The 19201-nt window shown below is 64.8% G+C and carries 14 protein-coding genes and 1 pseudogene; 10 read left to right on the plus strand and 5 right to left on the minus strand.

The window, feature by feature from the left end:
- Positions 1 to 11 precede the first annotated feature (11 nt).
- Together Lysil_RS11300 and Lysil_RS11305 are read left to right on the plus strand one after the other, a co-directional pair.
- On the plus strand, positions 12 to 1025 hold the full coding sequence (locus Lysil_RS11300; protein ID WP_103075667.1) for a glycosylasparaginase: 1014 nt from the start codon (positions 12 to 14) through the stop codon (positions 1023 to 1025).
- A complete protein-coding gene (locus tag Lysil_RS11305) occupies positions 1022 to 1750 on the plus strand; it encodes a copper homeostasis protein CutC (protein ID WP_103075668.1) in 729 nt (242 codons plus the stop codon). Before Lysil_RS11300 ends, Lysil_RS11305 begins: the two co-directional genes overlap by 4 nt.
- 41 nt (positions 1751 to 1791) lie before the next feature.
- On the opposite strand, the gene Lysil_RS11310 is transcribed toward Lysil_RS11305, so the two are convergent.
- From Lysil_RS11310 to zwf, 5 genes are read right to left on the minus strand one after another with little or no spacing between them, the layout of a single operon-like run.
- Complete coding sequence (locus Lysil_RS11310) at positions 1792 to 2430, minus strand: bifunctional 4-hydroxy-2-oxoglutarate aldolase/2-dehydro-3-deoxy-phosphogluconate aldolase (RefSeq protein WP_103075669.1); 639 nt, start codon at positions 2428 to 2430, stop codon at positions 1792 to 1794.
- Positions 2427 to 3449: a glucokinase gene (glk, locus tag Lysil_RS11315; protein ID WP_103075670.1), complete on the minus strand. Its 1023-nt coding sequence runs from the start codon at positions 3447 to 3449 to the stop codon at positions 2427 to 2429. Before glk ends, Lysil_RS11310 begins: the two co-directional genes overlap by 4 nt.
- On the minus strand, positions 3446 to 5278 hold the full coding sequence (gene edd, locus Lysil_RS11320) for a phosphogluconate dehydratase (protein WP_205756934.1): 1833 nt from the start codon (positions 5276 to 5278) through the stop codon (positions 3446 to 3448). The genes glk and edd overlap by 4 nt, the downstream gene beginning before the upstream one ends.
- Positions 5278 to 5958 carry a 6-phosphogluconolactonase gene (locus tag Lysil_RS11325; protein WP_165782477.1) on the minus strand — a complete coding sequence of 227 codons (681 nt, stop codon included), beginning with the start codon at positions 5956 to 5958 and terminating at the stop codon, positions 5278 to 5280. The genes edd and Lysil_RS11325 overlap by 1 nt, the downstream gene beginning before the upstream one ends.
- Before the next feature lie 5 nt (positions 5959 to 5963).
- Positions 5964 to 7436 carry a glucose-6-phosphate dehydrogenase gene (zwf, locus tag Lysil_RS11330; RefSeq protein ID WP_103075673.1) on the minus strand — a complete coding sequence of 491 codons (1473 nt, stop codon included), beginning with the start codon at positions 7434 to 7436 and terminating at the stop codon, positions 5964 to 5966.
- A 340-nt stretch (positions 7437 to 7776) separates the two neighbouring features.
- On the opposite strand from zwf, the gene rimP reads away from it, so the two are divergent.
- The 8 genes and pseudogenes from rimP to Lysil_RS11370 all read left to right on the plus strand — a co-directional run bounded on the left by rimP (position 7777) and on the right by Lysil_RS11370 (position 19194).
- Positions 7777 to 8376 carry a ribosome maturation factor RimP gene (rimP, locus tag Lysil_RS11335; protein WP_103075674.1) on the plus strand — a complete coding sequence of 200 codons (600 nt, stop codon included), beginning with the start codon at positions 7777 to 7779 and terminating at the stop codon, positions 8374 to 8376.
- On the plus strand, positions 8369 to 9850 hold the full coding sequence (nusA, locus tag Lysil_RS11340; RefSeq protein WP_103075675.1) for a transcription termination factor NusA: 1482 nt from the start codon (positions 8369 to 8371) through the stop codon (positions 9848 to 9850). The genes rimP and nusA overlap by 8 nt, the downstream gene beginning before the upstream one ends.
- 109 nt (positions 9851 to 9959) lie before the next feature.
- The gene (gene infB, locus Lysil_RS11345) at positions 9960 to 12623 is read left to right on the plus strand and encodes a translation initiation factor IF-2 (RefSeq protein ID WP_103075676.1); all 2664 of its coding nucleotides are present in this window, start codon (positions 9960 to 9962) and stop codon (positions 12621 to 12623) included.
- Between the two features lie 26 nt (positions 12624 to 12649).
- Positions 12650 to 13021, plus strand: a complete 372-nt coding sequence (gene rbfA, locus Lysil_RS11350; RefSeq protein WP_103076039.1) for a 30S ribosome-binding factor RbfA — start codon at positions 12650 to 12652, stop codon at positions 13019 to 13021.
- A gap of 53 nt (positions 13022 to 13074) precedes the next feature.
- A pseudogene (gene truB / locus Lysil_RS11355) lies at positions 13075 to 13998 on the plus strand (tRNA pseudouridine(55) synthase TruB); the annotation flags it as partial.
- A gap of 226 nt (positions 13999 to 14224) precedes the next feature.
- Entirely contained in the window at positions 14225 to 14485 is a 261-nt protein-coding gene (rpsO, locus tag Lysil_RS11360) for a 30S ribosomal protein S15 (RefSeq protein WP_103075678.1), read from the plus strand.
- Between the two features lie 136 nt (positions 14486 to 14621).
- Positions 14622 to 16733, plus strand: a complete 2112-nt coding sequence (gene pnp, locus Lysil_RS11365) for a polyribonucleotide nucleotidyltransferase (protein WP_103075679.1) — start codon at positions 14622 to 14624, stop codon at positions 16731 to 16733.
- Between the two features lie 166 nt (positions 16734 to 16899).
- Positions 16900 to 19194: a TonB-dependent receptor gene (locus Lysil_RS11370; RefSeq protein ID WP_103075680.1), complete on the plus strand. Its 2295-nt coding sequence runs from the start codon at positions 16900 to 16902 to the stop codon at positions 19192 to 19194.
- The last annotated feature ends 7 nt before the right edge of the window (positions 19195 to 19201 follow it).

Here is a 19201-nt window from a genome sequence, read left to right on the forward strand (position 1 = left end):
GAGCGACACAGATGGCGACGCGACGCGGATTCCTTCAAACGGGCATTGCCGGGTTGGGCGCCTTGTGGGTCTCGGGAGGTCTCGCTGCGGTGTCACGACCGATCGCGGCAAAGGTTCCACGCGTGGTGTCGACCTGGGATTTCGGCATCGGTGCGAATGCGGCGGCGTGGAAAGTGCTGGGGCAGGGCGGTGGCGCGCTCGATGCAGTCGAAGTCGGCGCGCGCTGGGCGGAATCCGAGTTATGCAATCCGACGGTTGGCCATTGCGGCAATCCCGATCGCGACGGCGTGTTGACGCTCGATGCCAGCATCATGGATGGCGATGGTCGCGTCGGTGCGGTCGCGGCGATCGAGGACATCCTGCATCCGGTGTCGGTGGCGCGCAAGGTGATGGAGGACAGCCCGCATGTGTTGCTGGTCGGGCAGGGCGCGCAGCAATTCGCCATCGAACACGGCTTCGAACGCAAGGCCTTGCTGACCGACAGCGCGCGCAAGGCGTGGGAAGAGTGGAAGAAGACCTCGCGCTATGAACCCGTCATCAACGCCGAACGGCGCCTGCGTCCGGGCGATTCCACCAACCACGACACGCTGGGCATCCTCGCGATTGATACAAGGGGCCACATGGCGGGCGCCTGCACCACCAGTGGCATGGCGTGGAAAGTCCACGGCCGTGTTGGCGACAGCCCGATCGTCGGTGCCGGCTTGTATGTCGATGGCGAAGTCGGCGCCGCGACCGCGTCCGGTGTCGGCGAGGAGATGCTGCGCAATGCCGCCAGTTTCCTCGTGGTCGAACTGATGCGGCAGGGACGTTCGCCGGCGCAGGCCTGTCGCGAGGCGATCGCGCGCGTGGTGCACAAGCGCCCGGCCGCGAGCAAGACGCTGCAGGTGTGTTTCCTGGCGATGAATCGTCGTGGCGAAGTCGGCGCCTATGCGCTGCACAAGGGCTTCGTCTATGCGATGCAGGATGAGGCGGGCGCGCATGGCCTGACGGATTCGGCATCGATTTACACGAGTGAACAGAAATGACGAAATTGCTGGAAATCGCCGCCGAAGGCGTGCGCTCGGCGATCGCGGCGGAAACCGGCGGCGGTGATCGCATCGAACTCTGCGCTGGGCTAGGCGAGGGCGGCACGACGCCATCGCATGGCGTGATCGCGGCAGCGCGCGATGCGGTGCGGATCCCGATCTTCGTGTTGATCCGACCGCGCAACGGCGATTTCCTCTACGACGCGCGCGAGATCGATGCGATGTGTCGCGATATTCGCGATTGCGCCGAGCTGGGTTGCGAAGGCGTGGTGATCGGTGCGCTCGATGCCGATGGCAACGTCGATATCGATGCCTGCAAGGCGATGATCGCCGCGGCAGCGGGCATGGAGATCACTTTTCATCGCGCCTTCGACGCCGTTGCCGATCGCGCGCAGGCGCTGGAACGGATCATCGATCTCGGTTGCTCGCGCGTGCTGACCTCCGGTGGTGCGCGCAGTGCGCCCGCAGGTGCCGAAGCGATCGCGGCCAGCGTGAAGCAGGCCGCGGATCGGATCATCATTCTTTCAGGTGCCGGCATCAACGCCGATAACGTGGTGGAACTGGCGAAGATCAGTGGTGGTCGCGAATTCCACGCCTCGGCGCGCGGCACGACGCGTTCGGCGATGCGTTACCGCAATCCGGCACTGGAAGGATTGTCGGTGGATTGGCAGGACACAAACGTTGAAATCGTGCGGACATTGCGTGTGGCGCTGGATTCCATCTGACAAATTGCCTTGGAGGTAGCGGGCGGCAATTTGTTCGGACTCTATTTCTTCTGATGCAACGCCGCCGCCTGCGTGGCGAGTTGGCGAATGCGATCCCAGTCGCGCGCGACGATCGCGTCCTTTGGCAACATCCACGAACCGCCGACGGTCAACACGTTCGACAGCGCCAGATAATTCGGCGCGGTCTCGGCGCTGATGCCGCCGGTCGGGCAGAAGCGTGCTTCCGCGAACGGTCCCTGCACTGCGCGCAACCACGAGGTGCCACCGCTGGCTTCGGCCGGGAAGAACTTGAAATGGGTGAAACCGGCCTGCATGCCCTGCATCAGTTCGCTGGCGGTGGCGACGCCGGGGATCAGCGGGCAAGCGGCAGCATTCGCGCGCAACAATTCCGGCGACGACCCGGGCGAAATCGCGAACACCGCGCCGGAATCGCGCACCGCAGCGTAATGCCCCGGTGTCAGCACGGTACCGGCGCCGACGATCGCATCGGGGACGTCGCGCGCGATCTTTGCGATCGCGGCCATCGCCGCCGGCGTGCGCAAGGTGATTTCCAGCACGCGCAATCCGCCGTCGACGAGCGCCCTCGCGAATGGCACGGCGTCTTCGAGATGATCGATGGTGATGGTGGGGATGATCGGCGCAGCGCGCAGCACGGCATCGGCGGTCAGGGGAGTGGTCATGGCGTGTTCTCGGCCGTGTTGGATTGAAGCTGGCGGATGGCCATTGCTGCACCGAGCAGGCCAGGATTGGGATGGATGATGACCCTGACGCCGACCCGTTCAAGGTAGGCGGCGAAGCGGCCCTTCATCAGGAAACGTTCGCGGAAGGCGCTGCTGCGCAGGAAAGGCACGAAGCGGGGGACGATGCCACCGGCGATCACCACCGAGCGCGCGCCCTGGATGAGCGCGCAATCACCGGCAACGCTGCCGAGCACGGCGCAGAAACGTGCAAGCGTCTGGCGCGCGGCGAGATCGTGGCCATCGAGCGCCGCCGCAACGACGTCGGCGGGTTCACGCAAGGCGAGCAAGCCGGCTTCGCCCGGGCCGACGTTCGACAAGATCGCGGGCACGCCGCGCAATACCGCATCGATTTCCGAGATGCCCTTGCCGCACAACACGCGTTCAGTCGACGTGCGGCCGTGGCGCGCGGTCATCCATTGCTCGATCATCCGTTCCTCGTCGCCGACCGGCGCGAAGCTGACATGGCCGCCTTCGGTGGCGACCACGTTCCAGCCTTTCTCCGCATCACCGACCAGCAATGCGACACCGAGGCCGGTGCCGGGGCCGAGCACGCTGACCGGGCCGCTGGCGATTTGTTCGGGGCCGAACAACTGCACGACATCCTGCGGTTGCAATGCCGGAACCGCCCAAGCCACCGCGCCGAAATCGTTGAGCATGTACAGCGCGTCGAGGCCGAGCGCCTTCTGCATCTCCCTGCGGCTGAACGACCACGCACGGTTGGTCAGGCGGATTTCGTCGGCATCGACCGGGCAGGCGACGGCGACCGCGGCCTGCTTCGGTCGCTGGCCAACGTCGGCGAGATAGGTTTCGATCGCATGCTGCAGGCTTGCGAAGTCGCCGTTGTGCAATGTTTGCGCCTGTTGCAGCGTGCACTCGCGTGCATCGAGATCGACCAGCGCGAAGCGCGCGTTGGTGCCGCCGACATCGGCGACCAGCGCCAAGCGGTCGGCAGCGGTCATGCGTGCGATTCCGACGGAAACAGGCAGCAGGCGCCGGCTTCGGCGTTGCCGACATTGGCGCGCATCAGGCCGAACAGTTCGCGACCCATGCCGACGTGGTGTGCGGACACATCGGGACGCTGTGCCACGCGGGCATTCCATTCGGCATCGGGCAGCAATACGTCAATGGTGCCGGCCTCGCTGTCGATGCGGATTCGGTCGCCATCGCGCAGTTTCGCGATCGGGCCACCATCCACCGCTTCCGGATAGAGATGGATCGCGGCCAGTACCTTGCCGGATGCGCCCGACATGCGGCCATCGGTGAGCAGGGCGACGCGTTGCCCGCGATCCTGCAATGCGGCCAGTGTCGGCGTCAGCTTGTGCAGTTCCGGCATGCCGATCGCACGCGGGCCCTGGCCGCGCACCACGGCAACGAAATCGCCATCGAGTTCGCCAGCCTTGAACGCGGTGATCAACGCATCCTGCGATTCGAAGATCTTTGCCGGGGCATCGATACCGCGATGTTCTGCAGTTACCGCCGACACTTTCACCGTTGCACGACCGAGGTTGCCCTCAAGGCGGCGCAATCCGCCTTCCTTGTCGAAGGCATCGGCGAGCGGGCGCAAAATCGATGGATCACCCGACTGTGCCGGTGGTTCCTTCCATTGCAGCGCGGTGCCATCCAGCTGCGGATGCAGTGCCTGCTGGCGCAGATCGCCGCCATGCACGCAAAGGATGTCTGCGTGCAGCAAGCCGCCATCGATCAGTTGATGGATGATGAAACCGAGTCCGCCGGCGTCGTGGAACTGGTTCACGTCACCGGAGCCGTTGGGATAGACGCGGGCGAGCAGTGGCGTCGCGCGCGACAGCGCGTCGAGATCATCCCAGTCGATGTGCAATCCGGCGGCGCGCGCCACCGCGACCAGATGGATCGCGTGGTTGGTCGAACCGCCGGTTGCAGCAAGGCCGACCATCGCGTTGACGATGGCTTTCTCGTCGATGGTGCGGCCGATCGGGCGATAGTCGTTGCCGAGCGCGGTGATGCGCAGCACCTGTTCGGTCGCAGCGACGGTCAAGGCATCACGCAGCGGCGTGTTGGGTGGGATGAAGGCGCTGCCCGGCATGTGCAGCCCCATCATTTCCACCAGCATCTGGTTGGAATTGGCGGTGCCGTAGAAGGTGCAGGTGCCCGGTGCGTGGTAGGACGATGCTTCCGCGTCGAGCAGTTCTTCGCGCGTTGCTTCGCCGATGGCGTAACGCTCGCGTACCGCGGCCTTCTGCTTGTTGGGAATGCCGGACGGCATCGGTCCGGCAGGCACGAAGATCACCGGCAGATGGCCAAACGACAACGCGCCGATCAGCAGGCCCGGCACGATCTTGTCGCAGACGCCGAGGCACAGCGCGGCATCGAAACTGTCGTGCGACAACGCGACGCTGGTCGCCAGCGCGATGGTGTCGCGCGAGAACAGCGACAGTTCCATTCCTTCGCGGCCCTGGGTGACGCCATCGCACATCGCCGGCACGCCGCCCGCGACTTGCGCGCTGGCACCGGCATTGCGCGCGGCCATGCGCACCAGCGTCGGGTACTGCTCCATCGGCTGGTGGGCAGAGAGCATGTCGTTGTAGGCCGTGACAATGCCGATACTGGCGTGTTTTCCGGCGCGCAGTTCCGGTTTGTCGGCACCGGCGGCGGCGAAGACGTGGGCCAGGTTGCCGCACGACAGTTCGTCGCGGGCAGGGCGTTCGCGGCGCGCGGCGGCATCGATGCGCGCGAGGTATTCGGCGCGACTGGCGCGGCTGCGCTCGGCGATGCGTTCGGTGACGCGGGCGACGACGGGATGCAATGTCATCACGGACTCCAATGGACGTGGACCGCCACGAGCGTCTGCCGCAACAGCGCGGCGACCGGCCAGGGCAGGTCGGAGGATTGTGCGGCAGCCTGTTGCAGCACGTCGAGTTTGCGCGCACCGGTGATGCACAGATGCAGTTCTCGTGCGTTCAGCAGTCGCGGCAGGGTCAGGCTGATGCGCCGGAACGGTGCTTCCGGCGGCAACGGTTCGGGCGTGGTGAGGATGGCAGCGGCGCGTGCGTCCAGGGCGAGGCCTTCCTGCAGATTGCTCGCACCGGGGAACAGCGAAGCGAAGTGGCCGTCCTCGCCCATGCCCAGCAGCACTGCATCGAAGGTGCCGATGTTCGACAGGGTGGAACGCGCGACATGCAACGAACCATCGGCAGCGCCATCGGTGGCGGTGATCGCCAGGCAATCGGCGGTGTCGGCGAAGGCGGCACGCAATGCAGCGATGTTGCTGGCGGCGTGATCGTGCGCGACGCAGCGATCATCGGTGGGCACGATGCGTGCGCGTTGTCCGCTTCGCGACCAGTGCTGGCCCAATGCGCGATAGATCGGCAACGGAGTCTTGCCGCCGGCCAGTGCCATGCACGGCGATGGATTCGTCGCGCACGCAGCGGTGAGTCGTGCCGCCAATGCTCCGCACAACGCTGCGACATCGGGATAACGATGCAGTTCCATGTTGATCATTCGCGCCACTGGTGGCCGTGGCGTTCGATCAGCGAGATCGCCGCATTCGGCCCCCAGGTGCCGGCCGGATACGGGCGCGGTGGCGCGCCGGAGTGTTGCCACGCCGAGAGGATGCCATCGACCCAAGCCCACGCCGCTTCGGTTTCGTCGCGACGCACGAACAGCGTGCCGTTGCCTTCCAGCGCATCGAGATAGAGGCGTTCGTAAGCGAGGCGTTTGCGCGCGTTGGCGAATTCCTGGTGGAAGTCGAGATCGAGCCCGACCTTGCTCAGGCGCATGCCCTTGCGATCGAGTCCCGGCGTCTTGCTCATCAATTGCAGTTCGATGCGCTCTTCCGGCTGCAGCAGGATCAGCAGTCCGTTCGGTTGCAGGTCGCGGCGGGCGGGGCCGCCGAAGATCGAGTACGGCACCGACTTGAACTGCACGTAGATTTCGGTTTGTCGCGACGGCAGCCGCTTGCCGGTGCGCAGGTAGAACGGCACGCCCGACCAGCGCCAGTTGTCGACATGCGCACGCAATGCGACGAAGGTTTCGGTCTTGCTCGGCCGCCCCAGCTCCTCGACGTAACCCTTCACCGCGACGCCATCGACGGCGCCCGCCGTGTATTGGCCAGCCACCGCTTCATGTGCGATGTTGTCGGAATCGATCCGTCGCAGCGAACGCAGCACCTTGATCTTCTCGTTGCGTACCGCGGTCGGCTCGAAACGCGCCGGCGGTTCCATCGCCACCAGTGCCAGCAGTTGCAACAGGTGGTTCTGCACCATGTCGCGCATGGCGCCGGAATGATCGTAATAGTCGGCACGCCCTTCGACACCGACGGTCTCGGCGACGGTGATCTGCACCTGTTCGATGTTGCGCGAATTCCACAATGGCTCGAACAGCGCGTTGCCGAAGCGCAGCGCGATCAGGTTCTGCACGCCTTCCTTGCCGAGATAGTGGTCGACGCGATAGACCTGCGATTCGTTGAAGATCTTGCCGACGCCGTCGTTGATCGCTTCGGCGCTGGCGGCGTCTTCGCCGATGGGTTTTTCCAGCATCACCCGCGCCCACGGCCCCACGGCGCCATGCTTGGCCAACGCCTCGCATGCCGGCACGTAGAAACGCGGCGCGGTGCTCATGTGGTAGAGCACGTCGCCATCGCCGCGCAGCTGCGAGATCTTCTGCGCGAGTGCGGCCATCGAGACGTCGTCGTCGATGCCGGCGGGCTGGTAATCGATGCGCGCGCACAGCTTTTCCTGCACATCGGCCTTGAGTTCGTTTTTCGGGATGCGTTCGGCCAACGCGGCGCCAACTTGTGCGATGAATTCCTCGCGGCTCAACTTGGCGCGCGCGGTGCCGAGCAGGCGCAATTGCGGAATCAGCAGGCCTTCGGCTTCGAGGCTGTACAGGGACGGCCAGAGCATGCGCAGGGCGAGGTCGCCGGTGGCGCCAAACAGGGTGAGCAGGTGTGCGGTTTTCGGGGTGGACATCGTGGACTCCTGGGAACATGGAGCCTAACCGCTCATGACGTTTGCTGCATCTGCGCAAACGATTGCAAGCGCAACCATTGCAAGGGTTGCACGGGTCCCGTGGCGGACGCTGCCGGTGGCGAGTTGCCAGAAGTGGCGTGGAGTTGCCTCGATCCGGGCCTTGCGGCTATGATGTGCAACTTCGTCGTCCCGACCATCGGACGCGACCCGATGGCCAGTTCGCTGCGCCACCAGGGCCCTGGCAGGGAATCCTCCCCGCCAGACCGGACATCGCATACCGGACAAGGGCCCCTACGGGCCTTTTTTTGTTTCCGGCTCCAGACTTTCAGAACAGGCAGGAATGACCAAGACCGACCAGTTGCAGGATCTGCTCGCTCCAACCGTGCATGCGCTCGGTCTGGAGCTGTTGGGCCTGGAATACCTGCCACAACCGGGCGGATCGCTGGTGCGGCTGTACATCGATGTCGCGGGTCCCGAGGCCGGCGAACGTACGGTCGGCATCGACGAATGCGAGCAGGTGAGCCGCGAGGTTGCGGCGCTGCTGGACGTGGAAGACCCGATCACTGGCAACTACACCCTGGAAGTGTCGTCGCCGGGCATCGAGCGCCCGCTGTTCACCCCGGCCCAGTTCGCGCGCTTCATCGGCGAGAACGCCAAGGTCACGCTGAAGCTGCCGCAGGATGGTCGCCGTCGCTTGCTCGGGCGGATCGTCGCGGTCGAGGGTGAAACGATCCGGTTCGATCTCGACGGCACGCCGTTCGAGGTCGCGCATTCCAACATCGAAAAGGCCCGCATCGCCCCCGATTGGGCGGCGCTGGGTTTCCCCGCCAAGGGGACGAAACCGGACGGCCGCAGCAAGAAGGCGGCCGCCGGCAAACAACAACCAACAACGTCAACTGGTGGAGCAGGATCCGCCATGGGTGGAGTCGAAAATGAGTAAGGAATTGCTGTTGGTCGTCGATGCGGTGGCCAACGAAAAGGGCGTGCCAACCGAAACGATCCTGGAAGCGATCGAGGCCGCGCTGGCCTCCGCCGCCAAGAAGCGCTACCCGGAACAGGACGTCTCCGTGCGCGTCGCCATCGATCCCAAGGATGGCAGCTACGAAACGTTCCGCCGCTGGGAAGTGGTGGCCGACGACGTGGTGATGGAATCGCCCGACCGCCAGATCCGCCTGATGGATGCGGTGGACGAGAGCGAAGGCGCCGAAGTCGGTGACTACATCGAAGAGCACATCGACAATCCGGACTTCGGCCGCATCGCGGCGCAGGCCGCCAAGCAGGTGATCGTCCAGCGCGTGCGCGAGGCCGAGCGCCAGCAGGTGGTGGATGCGTGGAAGGATCGCGTCGGCGAGCTGGTCACCGGCAGCGTCAAGCGCGTCGAGCGCGGCAACATCTATGTCGACCTCGGCGGCAATGCCGAGGCCTTCATCGCCAAGGACAAGGGCATCCCGCGTGATGCCTTGCGCGTCGGCGATCGCGTCCGCGGTTACCTCTATGACGTCCGCAGCGAACCGCGTGGCCCGCAGCTGTTCATCAGCCGCGCCGCTCCGGAATTCATGATCGAACTGTTCCGCCTGGAAGTGCCGGAAGTCGGCCAGGGCCTGGTCGAGATCAAGGCCTGTGCCCGCGATCCGGGCGACCGCGCCAAGATCGCCGTGCTGGCCCACGACACCCGCACCGATCCCATCGGCGCCTGCATCGGCATGCGCGGTGCGCGCGTGCAGGCCGTGACCAATGAACTCAACGGCGAGCGCGTCGACATCGTGCTGTGGAGCGACAACGTCGCCCAGTTCGTCATCAACGCGATGGCGCCGGCGGAAGTGCAGTCGATCATCGTCGACGAAGACAAGCACTCGATGGATCTCGCCGTCTCCGAGGAGAAGCTGGCGCAGGCGATCGGCCGTGGTGGCCAGAACGTGCGTCTCGCCAGCCGCCTGACCGGCTGGCAGCTCAACGTGATGACCGCCGAACAGGTGCAGGCGAAGTCGGAGGCCGAACAGACCGCCGCCCGCCAGGTCTTCATGGACAAGCTGGAAGTGGACGAGGAAATCGCCGGCATCCTGGTCCAGGAAGGCTTCACCACCGTCGAGGAAATCGCCTACGTACCGGTCGGCGAACTGCTGGCGGTGGAGGGCTTCGACGAGGACATCGTCGAGGAACTGCGCGCCCGTGCCCGCGATGCGTTGATCAACGAAGCGCTGGCCGCGGAAGAGGGCGAGGAAGGCCCCGCCGAGGATCTGCTGACGCTGTCTGGCATGGACGAGGCGACCGCCTACGTGCTGGCCAGCCGTGGCGTGCGCACCCGCGACGACCTGGCCGAGCTGGCGGTGGACGAGATCACCGACATCGAGGACATGGACGCCGAGCGTGCGGCCGCCTTGATCATGGAGGCGCGCAAGCACTGGTTCGAGTGACCAGGCCTGCTGTGCTTCATGTTTGAGCTGAAATTGCTGTAACGCGAGTAACATCGCCCACCCATGCCGATAGCGCCCAGCGCGCTATCGGCGAGACACCGGAAACCGAATGTCGCAGAACAACACCATCCGCCAGCTTGCCGAACTGGTGAACACGCCGGTCGACAAGCTGCTTGAGCAGCTCAAGGAAGCCGGCATGCCGTTCGACAGCGCCGACCAGGAAGTCACGAGTGCGCAGAAGGTCAAGCTGCTCGGGTTCCTGCGCCGCACCCACGGTCGTGGCGAGAGCGCGGCCGCGCCTGCCGGAACCGAACCTGCGTCGGGCAAGATCACCCTGAGCCGCAGCAGCCGCAAGCAGGAACTCACCGTCGGCGGCGGCAAGAACAAAGCGACCGTCGATGTCGTGGTGCGCAAGAAAGTCGTGCTGAAGCCGGGCGCCAGCGATGGCGCATCAACGCGGCCGATGACCGATGAACGCGCCGAGATCCTGCGCAAGCTGGAGGAATCCAAGCAGCGCAACCTCGATGAACAGCAGCGCCTCGCCGCGACCGATCGTGCGCGTGCCGAGGAGCGCCAGCGCAAGGAAGAGGAAGTGCGCCTCGCCGCTGAAGAAGCGCGTCTTGCCGCCGAAGCAGCTGCCAGTGAGGTGGCGACGCAGGTCGCCGAAGCGGAATCGGAAACCAAGCCGACCCGTGCCCCGGCCAAGCCTGGCACCCATGGTCATGCCGCCCATCCCCATCCGCCCAAGCCGGCACGTCCCGGCGGCCAGGATGATGCGCGCAACGCCGGCAATGCCAAACACAAGACGCGCGGTTCACACGTGATGGTCGCTGGCGTCGAGGACGACGACAACGCCGCGCGCTTCGCCGGCAAGTTGCACCTCAGTGCCGCCGATCGCGCCCGCCGCACCACGACCACCAGCCGCAACAAGCCGCGCCACTCGCGTTCGTCCGACCAGTCGCGTACTGGCGGCGGCGAACACGGCTTCCAGCGCCCGACCGCACCGGTCGTGCGTGAAGTGACGGTTGGCGATGCCATCACCGTGTCCGACCTTGCGCAAAAGCTCGCGTTGAAGGGCGGCGACGTGGTCAAGGCACTGTTCAAGATGGGCGTGATGGCGACGGTGACGCAGTCGATCGATCACGACACCGCCGTGCTGGTTGTCGAGGAGCTCGGCCACAAGGCCGTGCGACCCAGCGACAGCGACGCCGAAACCGAATTGCTGGCGCAGGTGGAAGACGCCGGCCAGCAGGGCGAGCTCGCGCAGCGGCCGCCGGTGGTCACCATCATGGGCCACGTCGACCACGGCAAGACCTCGCTGCTGGATTACATCCGCCGCACCAAGGTGGCGACGGGCGAAGCCGGCGGCATCACCCAGCACATCGGCGCCTATCACGTGAAGACGGCGAAGGGCACGATCAGCTTCCTCGATACCCCGGGCCACGCCGCGTTCACCTCGATGCGTTCGCGCGGCGCCAAGCTCACCGACATCGTGGTGCTGGTGGTGGCTGCCGACGACGGCGTGATGCCGCAGACCATCGAAGCGGTGCAGCATGCGCGCGCCGCCAAGGTGCCGCTGATCATCGCGATCAACAAGATGGACAAGTCCGACGCCGATCCGATGCGCGTCAAGAACGAATTGCTGGCCCAGGAAGTCGTTGCCGAAGATTTCGGCGGCGAGACCCAGATGGTGGAGCTGTCGGCCAAGAGCGGGCAGGGCGTGGACGAGTTGCTCGACGCCATCCTGCTGCAGTCGGAAGTGCTGGAACTCAAGGCCGTCCCGGATGGTCGCGCCAGCGGCACCGTGATCGAATCCGCGCTCGACAAGGGCCGTGGCCCGGTCGCGACGGTGCTGGTCCAGCGCGGCATCCTGCGCAAGGGCGATTACCTGGTGTGCGGCGTGCAGTACGGCCGCGTGCGTGCGCTGTTCAACGAAACCGGGGAGCAGGTGGCGGAAGCCGGCCCGTCGATCCCGGTGCAGGTGCTCGGCCTGTCGGGCGTGCCGGACGCAGGCGACGATTTCGTCGTGGTTGCCGACGAACGCCTGGCCAAGGACGTGGCGCAGCAACGCGAAGCCAAGCGTCGCGAATCACGCCTGATCAAGCAGGCCGGCAACCGCATGGAAGACGTCATGGCGCAGATGGGCCAGGGCGCGTCCCAGCAGGTGCTGAACCTGGTGGTGAAGGCCGACGTGCATGGTTCTATGGAAGCATTGCGCGAATCGCTGAGCGGTTTGTCGAACGACCAGATCCGCATCACCGTGATCGGTTCCGGCGTCGGCGGCATCACCGAATCCGATGCCCAGCTCGCCGCGACCTCGAAGGCCGCGCTGATCGGCTTCAACGTCCGTGCCGATGCCTCCGCGCGCAAGATCATCGATGCCAACGGCGTCGACCTGCGCTACTTCTCGATCATCTATGACGTGATCGACCAGGTGAAGCAGATCGCCTCGGGCGTGCTCGGCAAGGAAATCCGCGAAGACATCATCGGCACCGCCGAAGTGCAGCAGGTGTTCCGCCACTCCAAGTTCGGCTCGATCGCTGGTTCGATCGTGGTGGAAGGCGTCATCCGCCGCGGCAAGCCGGTCCGCGTGCTGCGCGACGACACCGTCATCTTCACCGGCGACCTCGATTCGTTGCGTCGCTTCCAGGAGAACGTCGACGAGGTCAAGCACGGCACCGAATGCGGTATCGGCGTGAAGGGCTACGACCAGGTGCGCGCCGGCGACAAGATCGAGTGCTTCGAACGCGTGGAAGTGCAGAGGACGCTGTAAGGTCCGATGGAGTCAAACCGATGGCCATGAAGAAATCGTTCCATCGCAGCGATCGCGTCTCCGCCCAGTTGCGGCGCGATCTCGGCACGCTGGTGCACGCCACCATGCGCGAACATGCGCTGCCGTCGGTCAGCGTGTCCGATGTCGAGGTTACGCGCGATCTCGCCCACGCCAAGGTGTTCTTCACCGCGCTCGATCCGGCGCGGGCGAAGGAGGCGCTCAAGGGCTTGCAGGAACATGCGCGCGAGATCCGCTTCCAGTTGGCGCATGCGATGAAGCTGCGCCACGTGCCGGAATTGCATTTCCAGTACGACGATTCGGTCGATCGCGGCGAGCGCATCGAGCACTTGCTGCGCGATCTGCCGCCTGCCGGCGACGACGACTCCGCCGAGTCGTAAGCCATCGTGCAGCTGGCGTGATTGCTGGCTGCTGACGGCACTACAATCCCCCGATGACGACGCCGCGTCCACGCAGCCGCTTCCGCAAGGTCGATGGCATCCTGTTGCTGGACAAGCCGCGCGGCCCGAGTTCCAACCAGATCCTGCAGCGCGTGCGCCACCTGTTCCGTGCGCACAAGGCCGGGCATACCGGTGCACTCGATCCGCTGGCGACCGGCCTGTTGCCGATCTGCTTCGGCGAGGCGACCAAGATCGCCGGCGGCCTGCTCGGCGCACGCAAGGCCTATGAAGCCGTCGCGCGACTGGGCATCGTCACCGATACCGACGACGCCGAGGGCCAGGCGTTGCGCGAACGCGAGGTGCCCAACTTCGATATCCCCACGCTGGATGCCGCGTTGCGCGGATTGACCGGCCATATCCAGCAGGTTCCGCCGATCTATTCCGCGCTCAAGCGCGGTGGCGAGCCGTTGTACATGAAGGCGCGGCGCGGCGAAAAGATCGAACTGGACCCGCGTCCGGTCGACGTGCACGCCTTCGACCTGCTCAACGCCGCCGATCTCCTCGACGAACATCCCAACCTGCGACTGCATGTCGAATGCGGATCGGGCACCTACATCCGCAGCCTGGTGCGCGATCTCGGCGAAATCCTCGGCTGCGGCGCGCATGTCACCGAATTGCGGCGGCTGTGGGTCGATCCCTTCCGCGAACCGAAGATGTGGACGTTGTCGGCGCTGGAGGAACTGGCCGAGCGCGGCGAACGCGCGCTCGATGCCTGCCTGCTGCCGATCGAGACCGGCATGGCCTCGTGGCCGCAAGTGCACCTGTCGCCGGCGCAGGCGCTGCTGCTGGGGCAGGGCCAGTCGGTGGCGGGGCCATTCCAGCCCATCGGCGAGGTGGCAGTCCTCGATGGCTGGGGCAAGGCGCTGGGCTTGGGCGAAGTCGACGCCTCCGGCCGGTTGCGGGCACGACGGATGTTCACCTGGGCGGTTCCGGGCCGGGAAGCGCCGGAATTGCCGGAATCGGGCAATTCGGACACGAATACGATGTCACACGTTGTTCACGGGGCCGAAGCCCGGTAGACTATTGGCGCCCAACACGGACTGTGTTGGCGCATTCACGTTAACGGCGGACCCAGCGGTGCGACTCCGGAAGTGATCTTCCGCGCGCGTTCCTGCCAGTCCCGCATCTACCCAGGAAATTCAAATGTCGATCGACACCAGCAAGATCATTGAAGACAACAAGCGCGGCGCCAGCGATACCGGTTCTCCCGAAGTCCAGGTCGCCCTGCTCACCGCCCGCATCGAGCACCTGACCGAGCACTTCAAGACCCACAAGCAGGATCACCACAGCCGTCGTGGCCTGCTCAAGATGGTCAACAGCCGTCGCAGCCTGCTCGATTACCTGCATGGCAAGGATGCGGAGCGTTACAAGGCACTGATCCAGAAGCTCGGCCTGCGCCGCTAAGCTTCGCCAACGCGGCTCGGAAACGGGCCGCGTTTTGTTTTGCAGCACGAAAGTTTTCGCAGTACGGAATTTCGCAACACTCACTCGCCGCGCGGACAGGGGTTCGCGCGGATCAATCGACCCCCAAGGAACATACGTGGCCAAGATCAGCAAAACCTTCCAGTACGGCAACCAGACCTACACCATCGAAACCGGCGAAGTCGCCCGTCAGGCCGGCGGCGCCGTGATGGTCTCCGTCGATGGCACGGTGTTGCTGGTCGCCGCCGTCGCCGCCAAGTCGGCGCGCGAAGGCCAGGACTTCTTCCCGCTCACCGTCGACTACCAGGAAAAGTTCTACGCCGGCGGCCGCATCCCGGGTGGCTTCTTCAAGCGCGAAGGTCGCGCCACCGAGAAGGAAACGCTGATCTCGCGCCTGATCGATCGTCCGATCCGCCCGCTGTTCCCCGAGGACTACAAGAACGAAGTCCAGATCATCGCCACCGTGATGTCGATGAATCCGGAAGTCGACGGTGACATCCCGGCGCTGATCGGCGCGTCCGCCGCGCTCGCGCTGGCCGGCACCCCGTTCCAGGGCCCGATCGGCGCCGCCAAGGTCGGCTACAAGAACGGCCAGTACCTGCTGAACCCGACCATCACCGAGCTGAAGGATTCCGAGCTCGAGCTGGTCGTCGCCGGTACTTCCAACGCGGTGCTGATGGTCGAGTCCGAAGCGAAGATGCTGTCGGAAGACGTGATGCTCGGCGCGGTGATGTTCGGACATCGCGAGATGCAGAAGGTCATCAACATCATCAACGAACTCGTTGTCGAAGCCGGCACCAAGCCGTCGGCATGGCAGGCCCCGGCCAAGAACGAGGCGATGATCGCCGCGCTGAAGGACGCCGTCGGCAACCAGCTCGCCGCAGCCTTCCAGGTGCGCGACAAGCTGCAGCGTCGCGATGCCATCGCCGCGATCAAGAAGGACGTGCTGACCGCATTGGTCGGTCGCGCCGAATCCGAAGGCTGGAGCGCCGGCGAACTGTCGAAGGAATTCGGCGAACTCGAATACCAGACCATGCGCGGCTCGGTGCTCGACACCAAGGTCCGCATCGACGGCCGCGCGCTCGACACCGTGCGCCCGATCGCTTCCAAGGTCAGCGTGCTGCCGCGTACCCACGGTTCCTCGCTGTTCACCCGCGGCGAAACCCAGGCGATCGTGATTGCGACGCTCGGCACCGCGCGTGACGGCCAGATCATCGACGCCGTCTCCGGCGAGTACAAGGAACACTTCCTGTTCCATTACAACTTCCCGCCCTATTCGGTCGGTGAGTGCGGCCGCATGATGGGCCCGAAGCGTCGCGAAATCGGCCACGGTCGCCTCGCCAAGCGCGGCGTGCTGGCGGTGATGCCGACGATGGAAGAATTCCCGTACACCATCCGCATCGTCTCGGAAATCACCGAGTCGAACGGTTCCTCGTCGATGGCATCGGTCTGCGGTTCCTCGCTGGCGCTGATGGACGCGGGCGTGCCGATCAAGGCGCCGGTCGCCGGCATCGCGATGGGCCTGGTGAAGGAAGACGACAAGTTCGTCGTGCTGTCCGACATCCTCGGCGACGAAGATCACCTCGGCGACATGGACTTCAAGGTTGCCGGCACCTCCGACGGCGTGACCGCGCTGCAGATGGACATCAAGATCCAGGGCATCACCGAGGAAATCATGAAGGCCGCGCTGGCGCAGGCCAAGGCTGGTCGCCTGCACATCCTTGGCGAAATGGCCAATGCGTTGACCACGCCGCGCGCCGAACTGAGCGAGTTCGCGCCGCGCCTGCTCACCATCAAGATCCATCCGGACAAGATCCGCGAAGTGATCGGCAAGGGTGGCGCGACGATCCAGGGCATCACCAAGGAAACCGGTACCCAGATCGACATCCAGGACGACGGCACCATCACCATCGCCTCGGTCAACAACGCCGCCGCGCTCGCCGCGAAGGCACGCATCGAGCAGATCACCAGCGACGTCGAGCCGGGCCGCATCTATGAAGGCAAGGTCGCCAAGATCATGGACTTCGGTGCTTTCGTCACCATCCTGCCGGGCAAGGACGGCCTGGTGCACGTCTCGCAGATCTCCAACGAGCGCGTCGAGAAGGTCGGCGACAAGTTGAAGGAAGGCGATATCGTCAAGGTCAAGGTGCTGGAAGTCGACAAGCAGGGCCGCATCCGCCTGTCGATGAAAGCCGTGGAAGAAGGTGAGGGCGTCACTCCGGCGGAGTGATCTTTCGCAACATGGCGTGACGAAAAGAGCGAATCGAAAGGTTCGCTCTTTTTCTTTTTGAAAGCGAAACGTCATCCAACTGAAATCGGAAGCACCGATGCTGCGCCGTCCGCCGGCGTAGTGAACGTCGCGTCATCTTCCATTCCGATTTCAAGGATCGTTCTGCATGTCTTCCTCCGCACGTCTTCCTGCGCGCAGCCTGCTCGCGTTGTCGCTCATCGCCGCCATGGGTGCCGTCTCAGCCCAGGAAATGGCCCAGCCGGCACCTGCCAATGCTTCGGTCAACGCAACCGATGCCGCGCAAGCGGGCAACGGTACGACCAGCAAGGACCTCGACACCATCTCGGTGATCGGTCGCGGCGAGACGCGCCAGGTGCAGCGCATCACCGCGAAAGACATGAAGACCTTGCCGCCGGGCACCAGTCCGTTGAAGGTGCTGGAAAAGCTGCCGGGCGTGCATTTCGAATCGGCCGACAGCTACGGCAATTACGAGTGGTCGACGCGCATCAGCCTGCGCGGCTTCAACCAGACGCGCCTCGGCTTCATGCTGGATGACATCCCGCTGGGAGACATGAGCTATGGCAACAACAACGGCCTGCACATCAGCCGCGCGTTGATTTCCGAGAATCTCGGCAGCGCCGAACTGTCCTCGGGCATCGGTGCGCTGGGCACGGCATCCACCGGCAACCTCGGTGGCACCGTGCAGTTCCATTCCAGCGACCCGGCGCCGGACTACGGCGTGATGCTGGCGCAGACCATCGGCAGCGACAGCACCTATCGCACCTACGGTCGCCTCGATACCGGCGACCACCACGGCTTCGCGATGTATCTCTCCGCGGAATCTGCCAGCGCCGACAAGTGGAAGGGCGATGGCCAGCAGAAGCAGTTCCAGTTCAACGGCAAGGCGGTCTACAACTTCGGCGACAGCAAGGTCGGTGCGTTGTTCACCACCTCGAAGCGCAACGAAACCGACTACCAGGATTTGTCGTGGGACATGCTCAAGCGGCTGGGCTGGAACTGGGACAACTACGCGCCGAACTGGAATGCAGCGGTGAACGCAGCGAAGACGCAGTGCGGCGCCACCTACGTCTACACCTGCGATGACGCCTATTACGCCGGGCGCGGCCTGCGCAACGACAGCGTGACCTCGCTGTTCGGCGATTTCGCGCTGGCCGAGGGCGTGCGCCTGAAGGCGACGGCTTATCACCACGAGAACCGCGGCCAGGGCCATTGGTTCACGCCGTACCAGGCGTCGTACCCGGGCACCGCGCAGGAAACGCCGATCTCGATCCGTACCACCGAATACGGCATCAACCGTTCCGGGCTGATGGCAGGGCTGGAATGGACGCTGGGCAACAATCTGTTGCAGGCCGGCGCCTGGGGCGAGAACAGCCATCACACCGTGCAGCGCAATTTCTATTTCATCAGCGGTCCGGTGGACGACAGCTATTTCCTGCACAACCCGAATATCCGCAAGTTCTACCAGCGCTATGCCACGCAGACGCGCCAGTTCTACCTGCAGGACAGCATCACCCTGCTCGACGGCCGCATGCGCTTCGACATCGGCGTGAAGAGCCCGCACACCACCACGACCTCGACGACGGTGCTGGGTTCCTATGCCAATGGCAGCCTGCGCGCCAGCAAGGGCGCGTTGCCGCAACTTGGCTTCGGCTACAAGTTCGATGATCGCAACGAAGTGTTCGCGTCGTATGCGCAGAACATTGCCGCGTTCCAGGCCGGGATCAACGGCCCGTTGGCGACCACGCAGGCCGCGTTCGATGTTTTCGCCAGCAAGTTGAAGCCGGAGGAATCGTCGACCATCGAAGCCGGTTACCGTCATGGTGGCGACTGGTTCGAAGGCTCGCTCGCGCTGTACACCACGAAGTTCAAGAACCGCCTGCTGTCGATCCAGCAGTGCTCATCCGGCATCCAGGGCTGCCCCTCGGCATATGCCAACGTCGGCGCGGTGAACAGCCGTGGCGCCGAAGCGACCTTCATCCTCAAGCCGATGCAGGGGCTGCGCTGGTACAACTCGCTGTCGTACAACAAGTCGACCTACGCCGACGATTACCTCAACGGCGCCACGCTGGTCCCGACCAAGGGCAAGACCACGGTGGATTCGCCCAAGTTGCTGTTCAACAGCGAACTGGCGTGGACGATGAACGGCTGGGATGCACGCGTGGCCGGCAGCTACACCGGCAAGCGTTACTACACCTATCTCAACGATGGCGCGGTGCCCAGCTACTGGCAGTTCAATGCCTCGGCAGGATACGATTTCGGCAAGATGGGTTTCCTGCAGGATCTGCGCGTGGCGCTCAACGTGACCAACCTCGCCAACAAGCATTACTTCGGAACGATCGGTTCGAACGGGTTCACCGACAGTGACGCCGTCGGCTATTTCGCCACCATGCAGGCGGGCGCGCCGCGCCAGGCGATGTTCACCGCGACCGCGAAGTTCTGACGCGGCG

The sequence above is a fragment of the Solilutibacter silvestris genome, from assembly GCF_002895945.1.
Lineage (GTDB): Bacteria > Pseudomonadota > Gammaproteobacteria > Xanthomonadales > Xanthomonadaceae > Solilutibacter > Solilutibacter silvestris.

What these genes read in the sequence shown, in the direction of transcription:
- infB (WP_103075676.1), top strand. Translation starts at nt 9,960, where the DNA reads ATGTCGCAGAACAACACCATCCGCCAGCTTGCCGAACTGGTGAACACG.
- Lysil_RS11305 (WP_103075668.1), top strand. Translation starts at nt 1,022, where the DNA reads ATGACGAAATTGCTGGAAATCGCCGCCGAAGGCGTGCGCTCGGCGATC.
- rimP (WP_103075674.1), top strand. Translation starts at nt 7,777, where the DNA reads ATGACCAAGACCGACCAGTTGCAGGATCTGCTCGCTCCAACCGTGCAT.
- zwf (WP_103075673.1), bottom strand. Translation starts at nt 7,436, where the DNA reads ATGTCCACCCCGAAAACCGCACACCTGCTCACCCTGTTTGGCGCCACC.
- rbfA (WP_103076039.1), top strand. Translation starts at nt 12,650, where the DNA reads ATGAAGAAATCGTTCCATCGCAGCGATCGCGTCTCCGCCCAGTTGCGG.
- nusA (WP_103075675.1), top strand. Translation starts at nt 8,369, where the DNA reads ATGAGTAAGGAATTGCTGTTGGTCGTCGATGCGGTGGCCAACGAAAAG.
- Lysil_RS11325 (WP_165782477.1), bottom strand. Translation starts at nt 5,958, where the DNA reads ATGGAACTGCATCGTTATCCCGATGTCGCAGCGTTGTGCGGAGCATTG.
- glk (WP_103075670.1), bottom strand. Translation starts at nt 3,449, where the DNA reads ATGACCGCTGCCGACCGCTTGGCGCTGGTCGCCGATGTCGGCGGCACC.
- Lysil_RS11370 (WP_103075680.1), top strand. Translation starts at nt 16,900, where the DNA reads ATGTCTTCCTCCGCACGTCTTCCTGCGCGCAGCCTGCTCGCGTTGTCG.
- rpsO (WP_103075678.1), top strand. Translation starts at nt 14,225, where the DNA reads ATGTCGATCGACACCAGCAAGATCATTGAAGACAACAAGCGCGGCGCC.
- edd (WP_205756934.1), bottom strand. Translation starts at nt 5,278, where the DNA reads ATGACATTGCATCCCGTCGTCGCCCGCGTCACCGAACGCATCGCCGAG.
- Lysil_RS11300 (WP_103075667.1), top strand. Translation starts at nt 12, where the DNA reads ATGGCGACGCGACGCGGATTCCTTCAAACGGGCATTGCCGGGTTGGGC.
- Lysil_RS11310 (WP_103075669.1), bottom strand. Translation starts at nt 2,430, where the DNA reads ATGACCACTCCCCTGACCGCCGATGCCGTGCTGCGCGCTGCGCCGATC.